This is a genomic window from Bradyrhizobium viridifuturi, assembly GCF_001238275.1.
Taxonomy (GTDB): Bacteria; Pseudomonadota; Alphaproteobacteria; order Rhizobiales; family Xanthobacteraceae; genus Bradyrhizobium; species Bradyrhizobium viridifuturi.
Genome location: NZ_LGTB01000019.1, coordinates 62,771 through 84,275, shown reverse-complemented (window position 1 = coordinate 84,275; position 21,505 = coordinate 62,771). Strand labels below are relative to the sequence as shown.

Genomic DNA, 21,505 nt, shown 5'->3' with positions numbered 1-21,505 from the left:
TTGCTTCAGGCTGGCAAATGAATGCGGCCAAGGATCGTTGCAAGGAACGAGGTTGCGGACAACTAAATGTGAAGGCACACGGCTCAGGTTCCCTATTCGACCTGCCGATCTTCTTCACCGCGGCGATCAACCGCGCGCTGTCGTCTGCAACAAATTTTGAAAACTCCGGCACAGCCGCATGACTGCGAACGAACTGCGGCGTCGAAGGTCTCGATCACTTTCGACGCCGCTACGACCTCGGCCGTCGCTACGCGCAGATCCTAATGCTTGCGCGACGCCTTGTGTCTCCTTGCGACCGACCGCTTCCTGGCTGCACCGCGCTTGGTCGCGGTCTTCTTGCTGGCGGCTGCGCGGCGGACCGGAGTGGTCGCAGCCGGACGTTTGCGCGCGACGGCCTTCCTGGGCGCTCTCCTGGCCGTACTCTTGGCCGCATTCTTGGCCTTATTCCTGGCCGTGCTCTTAGCCGCCTTTTTGGCTGCCTTGTTGGCGGCTGGCGGGCGCGCGCCGCGTGCGATTGTCGCACTCCGGCGCCGCGCTCCGCTTCCGCCGGCCGGCACGATGTGGTCGTCGGCGTCCAGCGTGAGCTGCTGAAGCTGATACGCCGGCAGGAAGCTCGGATCGTTGTAGAGCTTGCTCAGGCTGCCCTGATCGAACTTGCCGCCCTGCCCGCGATCTTCACCCGAGCCGGCGCGCCATGCCGCTTCCCAGACTCTCGCAAGTGTCTTGGCACCGTCCTGCATGCAGGCCGCGGTGGCATCCTTCAGCTTCGACCACATCACGTCGACCTGGCCGCTTCCCATGTGCGAGTTGAACAGGTTGACGATCGTCATCGGCGGCAGCCGCTTCACGGTGCGCTGCATCAGCGCGACCACGGCGACCGCGGCATCGCGGCCGGTCGGGGTTGCGCCCGGCGCGATCTCCGCGACGTCGCTGGTCTTGGCGCCAGGGATCATCTTGATGAGATCCTTGCCGTGACGGCCGATCATCGTGGTCTCGTACACGCTGTGCACCTTGGCGTGCTTCTTGTCGTTCGGATCGAGACCGTGGTGGAATTGCGAAATGTGCAGCGGCTGGCAGGCATCGCCGATGTAATGCGCGACGATGCCCGCGGCGCAGACGAACTCCAGCTTCTTGTTGGCGGCGGCGTACCCGACCATCTCGTCGAAGATCTGCCAGACCCGGAACGGCAGCGCGCCCCGCCGGTCCTCGCCGATCCCGTCGTAATAGTCGTTCCAGACTTTCGGATCGACGTTGCGCGTCGATTCGGCACAGAGATCGAGCAGCGTCTTGCCGTCCTTGCCCGGCTTGTCCATGTCGGCGAAATGGTTGCTTTCGTCGGTGTGCCGGGTGAAGCGCCAGACCAGGTCGGCAACGTCGGCGAGCGGCGCGAACGTGCCGTGCTGATATGGCTTGAGGTCGGCAAGCAGCTTGTCGTCGAGGCCGATATTGTCGGAATTGGCGTCCATCATGGCCGAGAGCTTGGGAAGCTTCGCATCGATCAGGGCGGTCGCGTAGGCGCCGATCTTGACGTGTCCCCATTCGCCCCAATACTCGGTGTGGCCGGCGTTCCAGTCGCCGATCAGCTCGACATCGAGCTCGCGGCACAGCGTCGCCATGCAGATGCCGAGCGCGACCTGCATCGGGACCTTGCCGCCTGACCCAAACAATTCCTGGCCGCCCCATTCGAGCGCCAGCGGGCTGAGGATGCGCGCACCACTAGCGTTCCTCCTCGCGTCCGGGTCGTCGAGAAACCAGACCGTGCCGGAATCGCCGGGATAGTTGTTGAGCGGCGTGTTGCCGTCGCGCGGGCCGATCACGAAGTCGCTGACATATTCCATGCCGCCGACGGTCTTGTAGCGATAGAACAGGCCGATGATCTTGCCCTTCATCAATCCGCTGGTCGCGCCGAAGGCGATCAGCGGCTGGTTGATGATCTCGAGGCGGAAGGTGCCGACGTTGAGATCGACGACGTCGCCGACCTGGCCGACGCCATAGACCTGCGCGGTCCAGCCCTTGATGTCGTCGACGCGGATCAGTCCGGCATCGAGATTGGCCACCACCCGCGAGCCGGGCCAGCCGGGATAGACGTCGCTGAAGGCGCGCTTGCCGAGTTGCAGCGCATCGCTGACGCCGAGGCGCCGGTTGGTGTTCTTGAAGCCGGCGAAGATCTCGCGTCCTGCCGCGCCGACCACGTGGCGGTTGGAGAGCGCGAACACGGTCTCGCCATTGGTGACGAGACAGCCGATCGAGCCGCGATGGATCTTGCCCTGGATCATGGTCTGGACCGGGAAGCCGCCGCCAACCAGATCGCTCTTGAACATCGGCGGATCGACGACGCCGGGGCTGCCCTCGTTCGGATCGACCTTGACGACGCAGGTCGGCACGACGCGACCATCAGGCAGATACAGGAACGGCGGCACCAGCTGGTCCTGCTTTTCCGGATGGTCCTTCAGCTCGGAGCGCTTCATCCAGTCGCGGACGAAGACGAGGATGCAGGGCCACGACCAGTCCTTGACCGACGAGTTGAACAGCGTGCGCGGTCCGAGCGCCTGAGGCTTGGAATGATGCCGCCGCTCCGTCGCGTTGCGGTCGTTGTCGCGGATCAGATAGCGGCCGATCGCCGTGGCGTAGACTGATTGCAGATGGGCCAGATGCACGTGATAGGCCTCGCGGGCATCGAGCAGATCCTTCACCGACAATGACGTGAAATCATGCTTGGTCAGATCAATCATCTGGTTCCTCCGAAAATGTGCTTTGCGGCAACAGGTTCGGGATGAAGAGATAGACGATCGCGCCTGCCCACGATCATGGGTTAGTTCACACAATCTATACAATTTAAAAGGGATGACACGAATGTGACGGCTCACGCAGCGTTGAGCCATCGCGAGGGATTCCGTGGTCTCCGCCGAGCGCGGCCGTTGCGCTGCGCGGCCCGCTATTTGCGCGGCCCGTGGCCCTCTACTTGCGCTGCGCGCGGCCCTTGGCGAAATGCTTGGCGAGGAAATCCGCCAACACCTCGACGCGGGCGGGCCGCGGGCCACCGGGCGGCGTGACGAGATGCACGGCGCCCTCGGGCTGCTTCCAGCCCTTCAGGATCACCTCGACCTCGCCGCGCGCGATCGCATCGCCGACGATGAAGTCGGGCAGATCGGCGATGCCGAGACCGGCGAGCAGCGCGGGTATCACGGCCTCACCATTGTTGACGCGCAGCTGGCCGGCCGGACGCACGCTCGCCTGCTCGCCCGATGCGTTGGTGTAGTGCCAGACGCCCTGGGTCGAGAGATAGGCGTAACCGAAGCATTTGTGCTCGGCGAGGTGCATCGGATGGGTCGGCCGCCCATAGCGCTTCAGGTAGGACGGCGCCGCCACGGTGTAGCGCGGCATGCCGCACAGCCGCCGCGCGATCAGCGAGGAGTCAGGCAGCCGCGCGATGCGCAGTCCCGCATCAAAGCCTTCACCGATCAGGTCGACGGTGGCGTCGTTCAGATGCAGGTCGATCGCGACCTCCGGATAGGCCTCCATGAATTCCGGCAGCAGCGGCGCCACGGTCTTGATGCCGAAGCTCATCGGGACCGCGAGCCGCACCAGGCCGCGCGGCGTGGTCGATTGCGCCAGCGCCTCGTTCTCCACGCTTCGCCATCGGCCAGCAGCCGCGCGGCGCGCTCGGACAATTTCTGCCCGGCGTCGGTCAGCGCCAGCCGCCGCGAGGTGCGGTTGAACAGCCGCGCGCCGAGCCGCTCCTCGAGCCGGCTGACTGCCTTCGACACCGTCGCTTTGGACAGCGAGAGTTCGGTCGCGGCGGCGGCAAACGACCGCAATTCCACGACTTTTGCGAAGATCGCGAGTGCCTCGAAGTCCGGCAGTTTCGACATGGCGTCGACCCAATTTGGAAACAATGAGTTTCAATAGTTTCTATTTCTATACCACAGCCGGCGGCATATCCAAGGGGTCAACAAGATCGAAACCAACGCATCGAACGGAGTAAACCATGATCGAACTGAAACCATTCGCGAAGCTGGGCGGTGCCGACCACGGCTGGCTGAAGGCCAAGCACCACTTCTCGTTCGCGAGCTACTACGATCCCGCCAATGTCAGCCACGGCGCGCTGCGGGTGTGGAACGACGACGAGATCGCGCCCAATTCCGGCTTCCCGGCGCATCCGCATGCCAACATGGAGATCATCACCTATGTTCGCGAAGGCGCGATCACGCATCAGGACTCGCTCGGCAACAAGGGACGCACCGAAGCCGGCGACGTGCAGGTGATGAGCGCCGGCAGCGGCATCCGTCACTCCGAATACAATCTGGAGCCGTCCAAGACCAAGATCTTCCAGATCTGGATCGAGCCGACGACGCAAGGCGGTCAGCCGACCTGGGGTTCGAAGCCGTTCCCGAAGGCGAACCGCTCCGGCAAGCTCGTCACCATCGCCTCCGGTATCGACGGCGACGAAGATGCACTGCCGATCCGGGCCAATGCGCGGGTGCTCGCCACCACGCTGAAGGCCGGTGAGAGCGCTGAATATTCCGCCGACAAGGCCCGTCACCTCTATCTGGTGCCTGCGGCCGGCAGCGTCGAGGTCAACGGCGTGCGCGTCAATACGCGCGACGGTGCCGCGATCCGCGACGAGGCCACGCTGAGAATCACCGCGCTCGAGGACGCCGAGCTCGTGCTGGTCGACGCGGCGTAATCACCCCTCATCCTGCATGCGCGGACAGACGTCCGCGCATGCACCTCCCCCAATCATCTCCCCACACTCAGTCCCAAAAGGAGGCCATCATGGCCAAGGCTCTCGTTCTCTATTACTCCGCCTACGGTCACATCGAAGCAATGGCGAATGCCGTCGCGGAAGGCGCACGCGAAGCCGGCGCCAGCGTCGACATCAAGCGCGTGCCCGAGCTGGTGCCGGCCGAGGTCGCGAAGGCGTCGTACTACAAGCTCGACCAGGCCGCGCCGATCGCCACGATCGACGACCTCGCCAACTATGATGCTGTGATCGTCGGCACCGGCACCCGCTTCGGCCGCATGGCCTCGCAGATGGCCAACTTCCTCGACCAGGCCGGCGGGCTCTGGGCCAGGGGCGCACTGAACGGCAAGGTCGGCGGCGCCTTCACTTCGAGCGCGACCCAGCATGGGGGGCAAGAGACCACGCTGTTCTCGATCATCACCAACCTGCTGCATTTCGGCATGACCGTGGTCGGCCTCAACTATGGCTTTGCTGGCCAGATGAAGCTCGACGAGGTTACCGGCGGTGCGCCGTATGGCGCGACCACGATCACCGGCGGCGACGGCAGTCGCCAGCCGAGCGAGAACGAACTTGCCGGCGCCCGCTATCAGGGCCGCGCGATCGCGGAGACTGCGAAGAAGCTGCACGGCTGAGCCTTACGTTGGGTTTCGCACCCGACCGAATGACGATGCGATAGGGCGGCACTCCCTGACGAGTGCCGCCCTATGTGCTCCGACGCGACGGTTCCCGAGATCATCGGCGCCATTTTCGTGATATGCCGCAGGGCTCCTGTCGGCACAGCCCTGAGGTTTGCCATGACCAACGCACAGAAGACCCGCTGGCCGGAGCTGCCGACCGCGGCGTGGCGCGACAGCTGCGCCACGCTCCAGCTCTTCACCCAGATCGCCGGCAAGATCAGGCTGGCGAAGTCGCCATGGCTCAATCACTCCTGGCACGTCACGCTCTATGTCACGGCGCGCGGGCTGACGACCTCGCCGATCCCCGACGGCGACCGCACGTTCCAGATCGACTTCGACTTTGCCGATCACATGCTCCGCATCTCGACCAGCGACGGCACCGAACGGCAATTCGCGCTGGCGGGACAATCGGTCGCGAGCTTCTATGCGGCGATCATGACCAATCTGAACGAACTCGGAATCGACGTCACCATTGACGAGATACCGAACGAAGTCGCCGACCCGATCCCGTTCTCGAAGGACACGCAGCACGCCTCATACGACGCGGATGCCGTGCGCCGGTTTCACCAGATCCTGGTGAACTGCGATCGCGTGTTCAAGCAGTTCCGAACCGGATTTCTCGGCAAGGCGAGCCCGGTGCATTTTTTCTGGGGCAGCTTTGATCTCGCGGTGACGCGCTTCTCCGGCAGGACGGCACCGCGACATCCCGGCGGCGTGCCCCATTTGCCCGACGAGGTGGCACACGAGGCCTATTCGCACGAGGTCAGCAGCGCCGGCTTCTGGCCGGGCGGCGGCGCGATCGATTATCCCGCATTCTATTCCTACGCCTATCCGGAACCCGCGGGCTATCGCAGCACGCCGGTGCGGCCCGATGCTGCATTCTTCAGCGAGGCACTCGGTGAATTCATCCTGCCCTACGACGCGGTGCGGCTGGCCGCAGACCCGGACAAGGCGCTGCTCGAATTCCTGCAATCGAGCTATGAGGCAGCCGCCATCAACGCGAACTGGGACCGTGCCGCGCTGGAATGCACACCGGGCGAGCCGGGTGTCGTCCGGGCGATCTAGCGCCCGTTTCTCAACCGCTGTCGTCAAGACCGTCATTCCAGCACCCGCAACCGGCAAGTTCGCTTACGCCGCCTCGAGCGCCGCCTTGGGCGGGTCTTTGGGCAGGTCGACGATCTTGCCCAGATTGCTCTCGTCGAGGCGGAAGTCGATGGTACGCCGCACGGCGCGCTCGCGCTTCACCCATTTGCCGTCGCGCAGCAGCTTCTGCATGACCTGCTTGGCTAAGAAGACCGGGCCGCGGATGCTGCGGCTGCGCGGCGCGTGGCCGAAGCGATGTCGCAGCATGCCGTTGGCGCGATGCAGGATCCGGGCGCGGCGGATGTCGTCGTTCACATAGGAGATCGTCATCGAGATGTTGACCGTGTCGAGGTTCTCGACGCGATGCGGCGCATTGAGCGGCCAGTTCAGCATCTGGCCTGGCGCGAGATCGATCACCTGCGCATGCCAGTCGTACCAGGGCTCGTAGGGGATATCGACCTCGACGTCGAACAACGCGATGTTCTCCAGATGCTCCGGCCGGATGAACGGCTGCGTGCCGGGATAGATGTAGACCCGCTTGCGGCCGGCGATCTGCACCAGGCCCTGCCCCGGCAGATCCGCGTGGTAATGGACCTGCGCATCGGGCGACGAGATCAGGATGCCGGCCTGATGGGTCGGCGCATCGAAGCCTGGGATCCTGGCTGCGATCTCCCCGAACATCCGATCGATCATGTCGCGGTAGCGCCGGTCGATCGCGGTGACGTTGCGCAGGTTCAGCCACAGGCCGCCGCGCGAGACCGCCTCGATCACCTGATGGCCGCGCAACCCACCGATCTCGCCCTCGCGCCAGACCCGGCTCGATCCCGTGGCGCTGGTCTTGACCAGGCTGTAATGCTCGCGCGGATAGTGCTCGATCAGCTTCGCGAGCTCGTCCATCGAGAACGCCGGCTGCTGGTGCATGGTGTGCTCGAGCCGGATCGGCCGACGGCTCCAGAGCCTGGAATGGTTGTCATCCCAATTCGTGAAGATCCTGCCTGTCGTCATGGTCGCGCTCCTGGCTGCGCCATTTCGCTCCAACCGATGTCCCGTTCCGGGACGAGCGGGCTGCTCTTGAGCAGGGATTGGCAAGAACGATGCCGTCGCGTATGCGCGCGGGGTTACGCAACGCTAATGTCTCGCCGATAAGGCTAACCGCGACGTTTCCGCAGCCGGCCACCATGGCCGACAGGACCGAATGACCAAATCACGTCGCCGCTGCAACATGACCGCGAGTTGATCGTCCAATGACCCGGCTATCGATCCCCGCCATTATCGCCGCCGGATCCATTCTGCTGTCGGTCGCCGCGCGGGCCTGCCCTGCCTTGATCGAAGGCGTTCCCGCGGACCGGCTCGCGGCCTTGTCGCGCGGCGTCAATGCCGACGGCTGGATCGCCTTTCCGGAGGCGGCGCCGCCGCGCAGCCTGCTGCTCGACCTGCGCAAGGCCGGCCTGACCCACATCCGGTTGCCGGTGCCGGCCGACTTCGTGATGCCGCGCTTCGCTACCAAGGCGGAGATCGACGCCCGTCTGCAAACCGTCGATAGCGCGCTGAAGACCCTGCTCGGGCTCGGCTATTCCGTGTCGATCGACCTGCATTCGGGCCGGTACTTCAACGCGCTGCACAAGGACGATCCGCCCGGCGCGATGACCGAAATGAAAAGCGCCTGGACCGCGCTGGCGCGGGTCATGCAGCGCTACCCGTCCGATCGCGTCTTTGCGGAACTGCTGAACGAGCCGGAGGTCGATGCCGCGCAATGGCAAGGCGAAGCCCGGGAGCTGGCCGGCTTCATTCGCCAATTGCTGCCGCAGACCACGCTGATCACGGGTCCGGTCAATTGGCAGCGCGCGGACTCGCTGCCCGGCTTCACGCCGCTCGACGATCCGAATGTCGTCTATGCCATCCACTTCTACGATCCGATGGTGTTCACCCATCAGGGCCATTGGGATCCGAACGAGCCGCTCCACGACGTCGTCGGATTGCCCTATCCGGCCCGCGCCGACGATCCCAGGGTTCAACAACTGCGGGAACAACTGACCGCGCTGAACAGGCCGAAGGCGCTTGCGATGGTCGATCGCGCCATCCCCGACCGTGGCATCGACAAATGGCTCGAACCTGCGGCCGCCTGGCAGCGGCAGTACTCACGCCCGATCATCATCAACGAGTTCGGGGTGCTCAAGGCCGGCGCGCCGCGCGACAGCCGGTTGCGCTGGCTCGCCGGCGTCACGGCCTACGCCCGGCAGCAATGCTGGGGCTGGACCCATTGGGAGATGTCGCAGGGCTTTGGCCTGGCCGACGCCGTCACCGGCAAGGCCGACCAAGGGGTGCTCAAGGCGCTGCTCGGAACCCGCTAGCGCCGTCTGGTTAACCCGTTTTTACACAATGCGCGGCTAGATCGACGATGCGGTGTGGCGTGGCCACACGTCCGGTCATCTTAGGTCAGAGCCCGTGCAAGCAGAGACAGCCCCGCGGCCGCTGTTGGCCGGCGACTTGCTTCCGGCACTCGGCATCGCCGTGGCATCGATCGCCTTCGCGCCGATCATGCAGGCGGCCAATGCGGGGCTTGCGATCGTCGTCGAAAGCCTGATCGGCTGCGCCATCGTGCTCGCGGCGCCGGCCTACGCGCCGTCGATCGCAGTCTTCATCATCTTCTTCCAGAACCTGTTCGTCTCGATCCTGTCATCCTACATGACGACCGAACAGGAGATGGATTTCGTCAAGGGCTACAATTTCCTCATCTGCGCCGTCATGTGGCTGGTGACGCTGGCGCTGTATGTGCTGCGCGAGCGCAAGCATTCCCCCGATGTCGACCGGATCATGACATGGGGGCTGATGACCCTCGCGGTCGTGACGGGGTATTTTCTGCTCGGTGCCACGCAGGATTCGCATGCGGCGCTCGTCTATCTGCGCAACATTGCGTTTCCGATCTTTCTGTTTCAGCTGTCGCTGCTGACCGCCGCAAGCTTCGAGATCCGCGTCACGCCGTTCCTGGTGGCCGTCGCCGCGCTGCTGATCGTCTGCGGCTATGTCGAACTGATGTTCCGCGATTTCTGGCTCACCATCACCAATGGCTACACGTTCTGGCACTTCGACGAGCTCAAGGCGACCCGCTCCGGAGCCTGGGAAGCCGAGATGCGTCAAACCGGCAACGTCCCGGTGGATCTGATCGACCGCTTCCGCTTCAGTTTTCTCAACAGCCCGCTGTTCGAGGACCTCGGTCTTTCGTCGATGATGCGCATCTTCGGACCGAACATGAGCCCGATCAGCTTCGCCTACGGGATCGGCTTCTCGATCCTGTTCCTGTTCGCGGTCGGGTATCGCTGGTTGGCGCTGGCCGCGATCCCGCTGCTGATCTGCTGCAGCGTAAAGGGCGCGCTCATCCTGGTGATCTTCGTTGCCCTGGCCTGGACCTCGACCTGGCTGTTCGGCGCGACCGTCACGCTGGCCGTCGCGCTCGTCGGACTCGTGGGTTACGCCATCGTTGCGATCTATATCGGACTCCAGATCGGCGACTTCCACGTGATCGGCTTCATGGGCGGATGGGATGGCTTTCGGCAGAACCCGATCGGCCGCGGGCTCGGCGTCGGCGGCAATCTGTCCGAAGGCTACTTCTCGATCGACTGGAACGCCGCGCAGGCGGCCGGCACGATGGACGGCGCGGTGGAAAGCGCGGTCGGCGTGCTGCTCTACCAGATGGGCATCGGCGCACTGGTGCCGCTCGGCTTCTTCCTTGCGATGGCGCTGAAGGCCTGGCGCCTCTACGCCTCGTCCGGAATCCTGATCCAGGGGCTCGCCGCGTTCGGCACGATGGTCGTGCTGGTGAACGGCATTTTCCAGGAGGAGGCGCTGTTTGCCCCGCCGGCGCTCGGCCTGTTGCTCTGCCTGACCGGGCTCGTGATCGGCCATCATTTGCGTACGCAAGGCGCCGATCCGAAGTCCGCCGGCCGATAGCCCACGCCACGCCGCAAAGCCCGGCCGCGACGCGGCCGGGCTCCTCTCGACCTTGCGCGGTCAGAGCGGCTTGATCTGCACCTTGCGGAACTTGACCACGCCCGAACCATACTGGAGCGCGACGTAGCCGCTGGCATGCTTGGAGTCCTGCGCATCGACGGTCTTCTGGCCGTTCAGCGTCACGACGAAATGCGGCCCCAGCGCGGTGATCTCGTAGACGTTCCACTTGCCGGCCGCCTTCGGCATCGGATCGACCTTGCCGACATCGACGATCGCGCCGGTGCCGTAGGTCGGGTCCGGCCGCTTGTCGAAGATGTTGACTTCGTAGCAGACCTTGGAATCGATCGTCTTGTTGCCTTCGCAGCGAATGAAGACGCCGCTATTGGCCTCCTCGTCGGTCCAGAACTCGGCGCGGATCTGGAAATCCTTGTATTGGGTCTTGCTGACGAGATAGGAGAGATCCTTCCCGTCGAGCTTGTCGGCGACCAGCGCGCCGTCCTTCATCGCCCAATTGGCCTTGCCAACCTCGTCCCAGTCGCCCTTCTTGGTGCTGTCGAGCAGCGTGACCCAGCCGTCGTCCCCCGATGCAGTGGTGGAGAATTGCAGCGCGGCCCCACCGATCACAAGTCCCGCCGTCAGTATCGACAGATGCTTCTTCAAGGTTATCCTCCCGTCTTTTGGTTGGCGCGCAACCTATCATTGTCTGCAGCGGCGTAAATCCGTTTTTGATATTGCAACTGCGTTGTGTCACGCGCCGCTGACGCAATCTTGAGGTCAGACATGCATGGACGCGTCTTGTCCTGCGGAAGCGGGAGCGACTAGCATCATGCGACATACGGGCGCAGCCGAATGCCCGAACGAATTAAACTCGGAGGATGCGATGGCGGCCTCGAACCGGTCCTGGCGATACCTGATGATGCCGCTGGTGTTTGCCGGCACGCTGAGCGTCAGCTCCGCGGCCGAGCTCAATCCGGCCGCCGTCACCTACAAATTGCCGGACCAGATTCCCTGGAGCCCCGTCGACGCGCGCGGCGCGCAGAATGCCGTCGTGGTCGGCGATCCCTCGAAGCCCGGCTTCTACATGGTCTACACCAAATGGACCAAGGGCAATCACTTCAGCCGGCCGCACTTCCATCCCAACGACCGCTACATCGTCGTCTTGAAGGGCACCTGGTGGGTGGGCTCGGGTCCGAAATTCGACCCCGATCACGGCACCGTGGCGATGCCGGCCGGAAGCTTCGTCACCCATTTCGGCAAGCAGGTGCACTGGGACGGCGCCAAGGACGAGGATGCCGTGTTGCTGATCATGGGCGAAGGTCCGGCCACCGCGACAGAAGTCGAGCGGAAATAGCCGATAGCAACCTTCGTCTCCACACGGCGTTTCATCCCCTCATCATCATGACGAGGAGATAACGCATGGCAACAGCAGCCGACATTCGGGAACATATGGACGTGATCTCGTCGGACAAGAAGACGGTCGGCAAGGTCGACCACATGGAAGGCACCGACAAGATCAAGCTGACCAAGCAAAGCTCGCCCGACGGTCAGCACCACCATTTCATTCCGCTGTCCTGGGTCGATCATGTCGACCAGCACGTCCACCTCAACAAATCGGGCTCCGACGTCACGGCGCATTGGCAGCACGGCCGCCAATAGCCACGTTGCACGAGGTCCGTGCGATGCTATCATCTCGGCTCAACGAAGGGCCTCCGATGCATCCCGCCGCCAAGCTGCAATTTGCCCGCATCGCCGACGAGTTCGCGCGCTGGCGCGCCATCCCGGAGCCGGAACGGCCGCCGGCGCCGGCGTGGTGGTGGGGACCGGCGTTCGAGCTGCGCGATGCCGTCGGCCCGCTGCCATCGAACTGGTGCCGTCAGCTCCGCCTGCCTGACGGCGCGAGCTTTGCCGACGGCACCCGCGTGCTGCGCCAGACGCTGGCCGGCCAGACCATGCTGCCCTGGCCCTACGATTTCTCACGCAAGGTCGCATCCACCGATTCCGACGTGCGCGACCTGCCGGTGCAGCCGTCAGACGACAGCGCGTTTCCGCCCTAGATCCAGTCCGGTCTCGCTGATCGCCTCACCGTCCAGCGACGGCTGCAACGGCGGTGACGTCAGCACCGGCGATGTCTTCAACAGCTCGGCGAGGTCGCGCGACGGCAGCGGCCGGCTGAACAGGAAGCCCTGCATCTCGTCACAGGCATGCGCGCGCAGGAACTCCTGCTGCTCGGAGGTCTCGACGCCCTCGGCCACGATGGTCATGCCCAGCGCCTTGCCCATCGAGATGATCGCCTGCGCGATCGCGACGTCCTCGGAATCATCCGGCAGATCGCGCACGAAGGAACGATCGATCTTGATGGTGTCGATCGGGAACTGCTTCATCAGCGACATCGACGAATAGCCGGTGCCAAAATCGTCGATCGCGAGGCGTATGCCGCGATTCTGGATCGCATCGAGCACCCGGACCGCGCGCGTCACGTTGCGCATCACCATGCTCTCGGTGACCTCGAGCTGCAGCAGTGCCGGCGACATGCCACTCGCCGCCAGCGCCTCGTCGATATCGTCGAGCAGGCGCGGATCGCCGAACTGCCGCGGCGAAAGGTTGACCGCCATGGTCACCGCCTTGAGGCCGCGGTGCTGCCACGCCATGTTCTGCGCGCAGGCTTCCTTCAGCACCCAGCGGCCGATCGGCACGATCAGCCCGATCTCCTCGGCGAGCGGAATGAACTGCCCCGGCGACACCTTGCCGAGCTCGGGATGGGTCCAGCGCAGCAGCGCCTCGACGCCGCTGATCTCGCCGCTCGCCATGTCGACCTTGGGCTGATAGTCGAGCGAGAACTGCTCGCGCTCCAGCGCACGGCGCAGCGCGCTCTCCATGGTCAGGCGCTCGATCGACTGCGCCCTGACCTCGTTGGAGAAGAAGCGGAAGCCGTTCTTGCCGTCTTCCTTGGCAAGATACATCGCCATGTCGGCGTTCTTGGTCAGTGTCTGCACGTCGGAGCCGTCGATCGGATACATCGCGATGCCGATCGACGCCGTGGTGTGGCACTCGTGCCCGCTGATCGTCAGCGGCTGGCTGAGCGAGATCAGGAGATCCCCGGCGATGCGCTCGACGTCGCCTCGCTCGGCGGTTTCCTCCAGGATGACCACGAACTCGTCGCCACCGAGCCGCGCGACCACGTCGCTCGCGCGCAACGACCCGCGCAGCCGCTCGGCGATCGCCACCAGCAGCATGTCGCCGGCGTCGTGACCGAGCGAGTCGTTGATGATCTTGAAGCGATCGAGATCGATGAACAGCACCGCGAGCTGCCGGCGATGGCGATCCGCCGCCGAAATCGCGTGACGCAGCATCTCATTGAACGTCTCGCGGTTCGGCAGATTGGTCAGGCTGTCGTGCGAGGCAAGATATTCGATGCGCTCGTCGGCCTTGTGCTTCTCGTCGGCGCGGTCGAAGCTTTCGAGCGCGAATGCCAGATTGTCGGCGAGCCGCTGCAACAGCTCGGCGAACTCCGGCGTGAACGTGTCCTTCTCGATCGCGACGAAGATCATGACGCCGACCACCCGCCCGCTGACGATCAGCGGAAACGACGCACCGGACTTGGTTCCGTCGAGGCGGGCCCGCTCGTGGAAAGCTGTGGTCTCGGCATCGGCAAAATAGTCGTTGATGATGCAGGCCTTGCCTGAGCGGAACGCCCTGCCGCAGGCGCCGCGGCCCTCCGGGTGCGCCTCGTTGACCGAGAGCGTCACCTGGCTCGCGCCCTCGGCTGCCGGGCCTGCGATGGCGACGATCCGCAGATAATCGCTGCCGGGCCGCGCCAGCGCGATGGTGGTCGAGGTGAATTTGCCGCCGGTCGCTGCCGCCTCGGAGACCAATTGATAGAGCTCGGCGCGGGACTTCGCCCGCATGATCGCCTCGTTGGTCGCGCTCAGCGCCGCGAACATCCGCGACAGCCGCTCCTTCTGCTCGTCGGCCCTCGCCTTTTCATCGGCCCGGTCGAAATTGGCGAGCGCAAACGACACGTTCTCGGCGAGCCGCTGCAACAGCGCCATCATCTCCGGACTGAAGGTGCCGAATTCGCTGGACAGGAACACCAGCGCGCCGATCGCCTCGCCGTTCTTGAGCAACGGCAGCGCCGCGCCGGACTTGCTGCCGCTGTCGCGAACGACCGGATAGACATGCGATTCAGGGCCGAAGTCGCTGAGATAATCGTTGCTGATGCAGGGCCTGCGGGTACGGATCGCAACGCCGGTCAGCGTCTGTCCCTCCGGGCGCGTCGCATCGGCCGACAACTGGACCTCGCGGGCGCGGACCCGGTCAGGGCCGGAGGCCGCCACGTTCTCCAGGAAGGCCTCGCCGGGACGTACCAGGCGGATCGTCGCCGAGATGAACTGGCCGCCGACCGCCGCAGCATCGCAAACCAGATCGAACAGCTCGCTGCGGGACTTCGCCCGCATGATCGCTTCGTTGGTCGCGCTCAGAGCCGCGAACATGCGCCGCAGCCGTTCCTTCTGCTCCTCGGTACGCGCCTTCTCGTCGGCGCGATCGAAGCTGCCGAGCGCGTAGGAGACGTTGTCGGCGAGCCGTTGCAGCAGCTCGGCGAATTCCGCGGAGAAGGTGTTGCGCTTGGCGGAGATGAACAGCATCACGCCGACCGGCTCGTCGTCGACGATCAACGGAAATGCCGCGCCCGACCGTGCGTCCTCGCGGTCGATGACGTCGCGGAACGGGCTGTTGGCGACATCGCCCATGAAATCGTTGTTGATGCAGGCGCGCCGCGAGCGGAACGCCCTGCCGCAGACGCCGCGCCCTTCGGCCCGCGCCTCGCTGCGCGAGACGTTGAGGCGGCGTGCATTCTCGGCAGTCGGACCTGCGACCGCCATCATCTCCATGAAATCGTCGCCGGGCTTCGCGATCAGGATGCTGGTGGAGTTGAACCCGCCGCCATGCGCCGCCGCGGCGCAGACCAGCTCGAACATCTCGAGCCGCGACCGCGCCCGCATGATCGCCTCGTTGGTCGCGCTCAGCGCCGCGAACATCCGCGACAGCCGCTCGCGTTCGGCGTCGGCCCTGGCCTTCTCGGTGGCGCGGCCGAAATTGTCGAGCGCAACAGAAACGTTCTCGGCGATCCCCGCCAGCAGCGCGATGATCTCCTCGTCGCGCGCCCAGGAATTGCCGGTGAAGAAGATCAGGACGCCGATGCTGTTGCCGAACCGGGTGAGCGGCAGCGCCACGCAAGCCATCAAGCCGCTGCCGCGCATCGGTGTCTGCGACGGGCTCGTCGATATCGGAATGTCGTGCTCGACGCACGGCCGCTGAGTCCGGAACGCCTCGCCGCAGATGCCCTTGCCGTAGACGTTGTCCGGATCGGTCGAGAAACGCGTCTGCGTGATCAGCTCGATCGCCTCGCCGGTGCCGGCGACGGGCTCGAGCCAATGTGTGTCGGGCTCGGCCAGCAGCACCACCGTGGCGAAAGATTTGCCGCTGAACACCGCGGCATCGCACACCCGCTGATAGAGATCGTGCTCGGTCTTGGCGCGAAGGATCGCCTCGTTGGTCGCGCTGATCGCACCGAACATGCGGTTGAGCCGGCGCATCGCCCGCTCGCCGCTCTTGCGCGACGCCTCATGGTCGAAATTGTCGAGCGCGTAGGACACGTTCGCCGCCATGCGTTCCAGCAGCGACACGATCTCCTCGCCGAGCGAGTCGACCTCGCGCCGGGTCACCATGAAGACGCCGACGCTGCGCCCGCCACAGACCAGCGGCATCGCCGCCGCCGCGCCGACGCCGGCCGCCGCGAGGCCGCTGCGCCAGGCCGCCGAACGGGCGTCGTTGATATAGTCGTTGCTGACGCAGGCGTTCTGGTCGCGAAACGCCTGCCCGGCGACGCCCTCGCCTTCCGGCAGATTGGCGATTGTGGAAATGGTGATGCTGCGCAGGCGCGCGACATCGTCGCCGCAGCCGGCTGCGAATGTCAGCAGACCGGTATCCGGCTCCAGCAAGAAGACGGTCGCGGCCAGGAAGCTCCCGCTCGAGAACGCGGCTTCGCAGACCTTTCCGTACAGTTCTTCTGGTGATTTTGCGTACAGGATCGCTTCGTTGGTGGCATTCAATGCCGCGAATGTACGCCCGATGCTCGACTGCACGATTCCTGAAGGCCCCGCGGCCACCCCCTTCAATCCGGGACGGAACATTGCCCGCGATAGGCCTAAGTGGTGGTTAGCGTATCCGGCAAGTTGCACGACAAAGTAAACGGCTGACGAACGCGGACGGCCGTTTTCCGGGATATTACGGACGCCGGTGTGCCAGCCTGAGGCGGAGGATTGCGGGGCCCGGATCCCGGGCCTGCCTGGGCCGTCCGAGCCGCCAAATTCCGCATCGCGACCGCGCCCGTTCCACTCGGTGAAATCTCGGCCCGGAGCACCCAGCTGGCGGTATGGCGGACCGGATTTTCTGCGCTTGCTCGCACCTCGGCGCTTTGAGAGCATGCGGCTGACAACAGCAAGCAAGACCCGCTCATCATGCGGGCGGACCGCGAGGAAAATCCCATGCCGATCGTCCAGGCCGACCGTCTCACGCGCATCGGCGCGGCGCTGCTGAAGGGCGCCGGCGCATCGGAGGAGGAGGCGAGCGCAGTCGCCTCCGGCTGCGTCAACGCCAACCTCGCCGGCCATGACTCCCACGGCGTGATCGCAATCCCGACCTATATCGACCGGATCAAGGCCGGCCACATCGTGCCTGGCGCGAAATGGACCGTGGTGCAGGAGACGCCGACCACCACCGTGATCGACGGTCATTGGGGCTTCGGCTTCCACGTCAATGCCAAGGCGATGGAGATGACCATCAACAAGGCAAAGACCGCCAATGTCGCCGCCTGCACCGTGTTCCGGCAGAGCCATGTCGGGCGGCTGGCGCACTATCCGCTGATGGCGATGCGCGAGGGCATGATCGGGATTGCGGCCGCCGATTCCGGCCGCTCGCCGAAACATGTCGCGCCGTTCGGCGGCCGCGAGGCCCGGCTCGGCACCAATCCGCTCTCGATCGCGGTGCCCTCCGATCTCGAGGCGCCGTTCTATCTGGACATGGCGACCTCGGCGGTCGCAGCCGGCAAGATCCAGCTCGCGGTGGCGCGCGGCGAGCAGATCCCGAAGGGCTGGATCATCGATGCCGAGGGGCGCGACACCACCGACCCCAGGGATTATCGCAAGGGCGGCGCGCTGCTGCCGCTCGGCGGCAGCGAGGGCTACAAGGGAAGCGGCCTTGCCGCGATGGTCGAGGTGCTGTGCGGCCTGTTGACCGGCCTCGGCTTTGGTGTCGAGCCGACCGGCCGGCACAACGACGGCTGCTTCATGGCGGCGTTCAACGTCGCTGCGTTCCGGCCGCTCAAGGATTTCAAGAAGGAAGTCGCCGACTTCGCCCGCTATTTGAAATCGACGCCGCCCTCGGAAGGGAGCCGCGGCGTGTTCTATCCGGGCGAGATCGAACATCTGCGCGAGCAACAGCGGCGCAAGGACGGCATCGAGATCGAGGATGCGACCTGGGACAAGCTGAAGGCGCTCGTCGCCGACTACAAGCTGACCGACCAGCTCGATCTTCGCTGAACCATCCGAGCACAGGAGAACGACATGACACGGCAAATGGCGCTGGTTGGCTTTTTGCAGGCGCAGAACTGCACCAACCTGCCGAGCTCCTGGCGCCACCCGGACTCGCGCGATGACTCGATGTCCGCCGACTATTACCAGGAAATCGCGCGCATCCTGGAGCGCGGCAAGTTCCACATGGCGTTCTTCGACGACCGCCTCGCAATGCCCGACCGCTATGGCAACGATCACGCCCACACCGTCGAATACGGCATCCGCTGTGTGAAGATGGACCCGATCGTGGTGCTGACCACGATGGGCATGGTCACCACCAAGCTCGGCTTGGCCTCGACCGCATCCACCACCTATTTCGAGCCGTTCGACGTCGCCCGTCGCTTCGCTACGCTCGATTTGATGACAGGTGGCCGCGCCGCCTGGAACGTGGTGACGTCGGTCAATGACGGCGAAGCGCTCAACATGGGCCGGGAGCAACATCTCGAGCACGATCTCCGCTACGACCGCGCCGACGAGTTCATGGAGGTGGTGCTCGGCCACTGGGACGCCTGGGAAGACGGCTCGCTGGTGATCGACAAGACAAGCGGCCGTTTCGCCGATCCGACCAAGGTGAAGCGGCTCGACCACAAGGGGCAGTTCTTCACCTCGCGCGGGCCGTTCACGGTGCCGCGCTCAGCGCAGGGCCATCCCGTCGTGATCCAGGCCGGCGCCTCCGGCCGCGGCCAGCGCTTTGCCGGGCGCTGGGGCGAGGTGATCTTCACCGCGGCGCGCAACCTTGCCAACGCCAAGCAGGGCTATGACGCGATCCGTGGCGAAGCTGCCAAGGCCGGCCGCGATCCCGACCAGATGTTCCTCTGCAACCTGATCACGCCGGTCACCGCCGCGACCAAGGCCGAGGCCGAGGACCGGATGGCGGTGATCCAGAAGCTGCCGCTCGAGATCGACGCGCTGTCGCTGCTCGCCGAAGGCTCAACTTCGATTTCGGTGCCAAGGGGATCGACGAGCCGCTGACAACAGAGGAATTGCAGGGCATGCAGGGCATGCTCGGAATCCGCGACGGCGTGCTGCGCACCTCCGGCAAGACCAATCCATCGACCCGCGACTTCATCACCTTCTCCGGCCGCGGCCAGGTGCAGGACGCGATGGTCGGCGGCCCCAAGGAGATCGCCGACCGGCTCGAGGAAATGTTCGAGGGCCGCGGCTGCGACGGCTTCGTCGTCGCGGCGAGCTACGTGCCGGGCTCCTACGCCGACTTCGTCGATCACGTGGTGCCGGAGCTGCAGAAGCGCGGCCTGTTCCACAAGGACTACGCCGGCACGACGCTGCGGGAAAATCTCGGGCTCAAGCGCCCCGCCGCGGGCGCCTGGAAGACCCGCGCACAGGCCGCGGAATAGAGGATATATCATCATGCGCTGGCTGAAATTCACCGCCGCGGGCAACACGTCCTGGGGTCTCATCGACGGCGATATCGTCACCACCGTCAACGGCGATCCGTTCGGCGAATGGAGCAAGACGGCAAAGACCCACGCCCTGAAGGACGTCAAGATCGAGCTGCCGCTGATCCCGCGCACCTTCTACTGCGTCGGGCTGAATTATTTGAAGCACCTCAAGGAGGCCGCCGACAAGGCCGGCACGGTGCCGAACGTGCCCGATCGTCCCGAGATCGGCTATCGCGCGCAGAACGCGCTGATCGCCCATGACGAGAACGTCGTGATCCCGGCCAGCGCGACCGAGAAGATTCATTACGAGGGCGAGCTCGTCGTCGTGATCGGCAAGACCGCCAAGCATCTCACCGAAGCCAATGCGATGGACTACGTGTTCGGCTACACGATCGGCAACGACGTCTCCGAGCGCAACTGGCAGAAGGCCGATCGCGGGCTATGGCGGTCGAAGAATGCCGACACCTTCAAGCCGATGGGCCCGTGGATCGAGACCGACGTCGATCTCGACCGGATGGAGACCGCGATCCGCGTCAATGGCAAGGAGACCGGCCGCTTCCGCACCAACGAGATGATCTTCGGCATTGTGCCCTTCCTGGTCGAGCTGACCAAATACTTCACGCTGTCGCCCGGCGACGTGATCTGGATGGGCACCGACGGCGCCTCGCCTGATTTGAAGGACGGCGACGTAGTGGAGATCGACATCACCGGCATCGGAACGTTGCGGAACAGGTTCGTGAAGGAGAAGATGTGAGGCGGGCGGCTCCTCGTTATTGCTGACGCGCGTGCTCCATACCCGGTGTCGTCCCGGCGAAAGCAGGGACCCATACGCCGCGGCGGACCTTGTTAAAGGGACTCGCCGTTCCAACATCGCGCATCAATAACCCTTCGTGGTTATGGGTCCCTGCTTTCGCTGGGACGACAACGAATATGTGGTTCGGTGTCATCACCCGCGAAGGCGCATGCGGTGATCCAGTATTCCAGAGACAGTCGCGCTTGAGCGGAGAAGCCGCGGCGTACTGGATCGCCCGGTCGAGCCGGACGATGACAAGCGTAGGTGGGAACGCAGCGAAACCCATCCCAGATTCGAGCTAGCGCACCGCCCCCGGCCGGCTCTTCACGTGATCGATGAAGGCGCGCAGCTTCGGCAGTATCTGGCGGTGGCCGGGATAGTAGAGAAACACGCCCGGCGTCGTCGTCGCGAATGCGTCGAGCACGCGGACCAGCTTCTTCTCCTTTACCGCGCCTGATATCAGCGGCGCGGGCACCTGAGCCAGTCCGACGCCTTCGATGGCCGCGCCGACCAGCGTCGGGAAATCGTGGCCGATGAAGGATCCGGATACGGCAAGTTCGATCGAGCGGCCATTGTCGTTCAGCGACCATGGCGCCAGCCCGCCGTTCGAGCGCCGCAACCGCAGGCAGGCGTGATTGCGCAAATCGTCCGGACGCTTCGGCCGGCCGCGGCGCGCGAGATAGTCCGGGCTGCCGACGATGGCGAACGGGAACGGCTTGGTCAGGCGCACCGCGACCATGTCCGGGTTGATGAACTGGCCCATCCGGATGCCGGCATCGAAACCTCCGGCGGCGAGGTCGATCAGCTCTTCGCTGGCGGCGAGCTCGACCTCGATCTCGGGATAGGCCTTGCAGAACGAGGCGATCAGCGGCTCCAGCAGGATCGGCACCACCGAGCGCGGCACGGTGAGGCGCAGCAGCCCGGCCGGCTTCTGCCCGAGCTCGCGCGCGGCCCCGCTTGCGGCAACCAGTTCCTCGAACGCCGGCCGCGCGCGCGCCAGGAAGCGCTCGCCGGCCTCGGTGAGGCCGACGCTGCGGGTCGTGCGGATGAACAGCACCGCGCCGAGGCGCGCCTCGAGCGCGCGCACCGCCTGGCTGATCGCCGACGGTGTGACCGCGAGCTCGGTCGCCGCGCGGCGAAAGCTGCGGTGCTGGGCGACGCTGAGAAACGCCTCCACGCCGTCGAGCGCGCCCTGCCGGACTGTGAAGTTCTGCTTCATGGCCCGTCAA

The 21,505-nt window shown here is 65.0% G+C and carries 16 protein-coding genes and 2 pseudogenes; 12 read left to right on the top strand and 6 right to left on the bottom strand.

Features of this window, described 5'->3' with window-relative positions:
* The first annotated feature begins 17 nt into the window (after positions 1-17).
* Positions 18-182, top strand: coding sequence for a hypothetical protein (locus tag ALC15_RS44170; protein ID WP_157860915.1), 165 nt, complete (start codon positions 18-20; stop codon positions 180-182).
* A 78-nt stretch (positions 183-260) separates the two neighbouring features.
* Here the strand turns inward: ALC15_RS44170 and ALC15_RS18695 are convergent, their stop codons facing one another.
* Together ALC15_RS18695 and ALC15_RS18690 are read right to left on the bottom strand one after the other, a co-directional pair.
* Positions 261-2,732 carry a Nal1-like putative serine protease gene (locus ALC15_RS18695; protein ID WP_050628508.1) on the bottom strand — a complete coding sequence of 824 codons (2,472 nt, stop codon included), beginning with the start codon at positions 2,730-2,732 and terminating at the stop codon, positions 261-263.
* 226 nt (positions 2,733-2,958) lie between these two features.
* A pseudogene (locus ALC15_RS18690) lies at positions 2,959-3,872 on the bottom strand (LysR family transcriptional regulator).
* A gap of 116 nt (positions 3,873-3,988) precedes the next feature.
* On the opposite strand from ALC15_RS18690, the gene ALC15_RS18685 reads away from it, so the two are divergent.
* The 3 genes from ALC15_RS18685 to ALC15_RS18675 all read left to right on the top strand — a co-directional run bounded on the left by ALC15_RS18685 (position 3,989) and on the right by ALC15_RS18675 (position 6,486).
* Positions 3,989-4,687, top strand: a complete 699-nt coding sequence (locus tag ALC15_RS18685) for a pirin family protein (protein WP_050628507.1) — start codon at positions 3,989-3,991, stop codon at positions 4,685-4,687.
* Positions 4,688-4,776: 89 nt separating this feature from the next.
* Positions 4,777-5,376 carry an NAD(P)H:quinone oxidoreductase gene (gene wrbA / locus ALC15_RS18680; protein WP_050628506.1) on the top strand — a complete coding sequence of 200 codons (600 nt, stop codon included), beginning with the start codon at positions 4,777-4,779 and terminating at the stop codon, positions 5,374-5,376.
* Positions 5,377-5,538: 162 nt separating this feature from the next.
* The gene (locus tag ALC15_RS18675; protein ID WP_050628505.1) at positions 5,539-6,486 is read left to right on the top strand and encodes a DUF5996 family protein; all 948 of its coding nucleotides are present in this window, start codon (positions 5,539-5,541) and stop codon (positions 6,484-6,486) included.
* A gap of 63 nt (positions 6,487-6,549) precedes the next feature.
* Here the strand turns inward: ALC15_RS18675 and ALC15_RS18670 are convergent, their stop codons facing one another.
* Positions 6,550-7,509 (bottom strand): cupin-like domain-containing protein, encoded by a 960-nt coding sequence (locus ALC15_RS18670; RefSeq protein WP_050628504.1) that lies wholly within the window; start codon positions 7,507-7,509, stop codon positions 6,550-6,552.
* Positions 7,510-7,748: 239 nt separating this feature from the next.
* Between ALC15_RS18670 and ALC15_RS18665 the strand changes: the two genes are divergently transcribed.
* On the top strand, positions 7,749-8,855 hold the full coding sequence (locus ALC15_RS18665) for a glycoside hydrolase family 5 protein (protein WP_050628503.1): 1,107 nt from the start codon (positions 7,749-7,751) through the stop codon (positions 8,853-8,855).
* 94 nt (positions 8,856-8,949) lie between these two features.
* Complete coding sequence (locus ALC15_RS18660) at positions 8,950-10,452, top strand: hypothetical protein (protein ID WP_244486143.1); 1,503 nt, start codon at positions 8,950-8,952, stop codon at positions 10,450-10,452.
* Between the two features lie 60 nt (positions 10,453-10,512).
* Here ALC15_RS18660 and ALC15_RS18655 read toward each other — a convergent pair whose 3' ends face one another.
* Positions 10,513-11,112 carry a 3-keto-disaccharide hydrolase gene (locus ALC15_RS18655; protein WP_050628502.1) on the bottom strand — a complete coding sequence of 200 codons (600 nt, stop codon included), beginning with the start codon at positions 11,110-11,112 and terminating at the stop codon, positions 10,513-10,515.
* A 220-nt stretch (positions 11,113-11,332) separates the two neighbouring features.
* Here ALC15_RS18655 and ALC15_RS18650 point away from each other — a divergent pair, with 220 nt between their 5' ends.
* The 3 genes from ALC15_RS18650 (at position 11,333) to ALC15_RS18640 (ending at position 12,506) form a co-directional block, all read left to right on the top strand.
* Positions 11,333-11,803, top strand: coding sequence for a cupin domain-containing protein (locus ALC15_RS18650; RefSeq protein ID WP_244486142.1), 471 nt, complete (start codon positions 11,333-11,335; stop codon positions 11,801-11,803).
* Positions 11,804-11,868: 65 nt separating this feature from the next.
* Entirely contained in the window at positions 11,869-12,108 is a 240-nt protein-coding gene (locus tag ALC15_RS18645; RefSeq protein ID WP_050403738.1) for a DUF2171 domain-containing protein, read from the top strand.
* Positions 12,109-12,164: 56 nt separating this feature from the next.
* Positions 12,165-12,506: a hypothetical protein gene (locus ALC15_RS18640; RefSeq protein WP_050628501.1), complete on the top strand. Its 342-nt coding sequence runs from the start codon at positions 12,165-12,167 to the stop codon at positions 12,504-12,506.
* On the opposite strand, the gene ALC15_RS18635 is transcribed toward ALC15_RS18640, so the two are convergent.
* Positions 12,480-16,595, bottom strand: coding sequence for a bifunctional diguanylate cyclase/phosphodiesterase (locus tag ALC15_RS18635; RefSeq protein WP_050628500.1), 4,116 nt, complete (start codon positions 16,593-16,595; stop codon positions 12,480-12,482). The genes ALC15_RS18640 and ALC15_RS18635 overlap by 27 nt on opposite strands.
* 402 nt (positions 16,596-16,997) lie before the next feature.
* Here ALC15_RS18635 and ALC15_RS18630 point away from each other — a divergent pair, with 402 nt between their 5' ends.
* The 3 genes and pseudogenes from ALC15_RS18630 to ALC15_RS18620 all read left to right on the top strand — a co-directional run bounded on the left by ALC15_RS18630 (position 16,998) and on the right by ALC15_RS18620 (position 20,237).
* Positions 16,998-18,050 (top strand): Ldh family oxidoreductase, encoded by a 1,053-nt coding sequence (locus tag ALC15_RS18630; protein WP_050628499.1) that lies wholly within the window; start codon positions 16,998-17,000, stop codon positions 18,048-18,050.
* 24 nt (positions 18,051-18,074) lie between these two features.
* Positions 18,075-19,438, top strand: a pseudogene (locus ALC15_RS18625) (LLM class flavin-dependent oxidoreductase).
* Between the two features lie 13 nt (positions 19,439-19,451).
* A complete protein-coding gene (locus ALC15_RS18620; protein ID WP_050628498.1) occupies positions 19,452-20,237 on the top strand; it encodes a fumarylacetoacetate hydrolase family protein in 786 nt (261 codons plus the stop codon).
* A gap of 337 nt (positions 20,238-20,574) precedes the next feature.
* On the opposite strand, the gene ALC15_RS18615 is transcribed toward ALC15_RS18620, so the two are convergent.
* The gene (locus ALC15_RS18615) at positions 20,575-21,495 is read right to left on the bottom strand and encodes a LysR family transcriptional regulator (protein WP_050628497.1); all 921 of its coding nucleotides are present in this window, start codon (positions 21,493-21,495) and stop codon (positions 20,575-20,577) included.
* Positions 21,496-21,505 lie beyond the last annotated feature (10 nt).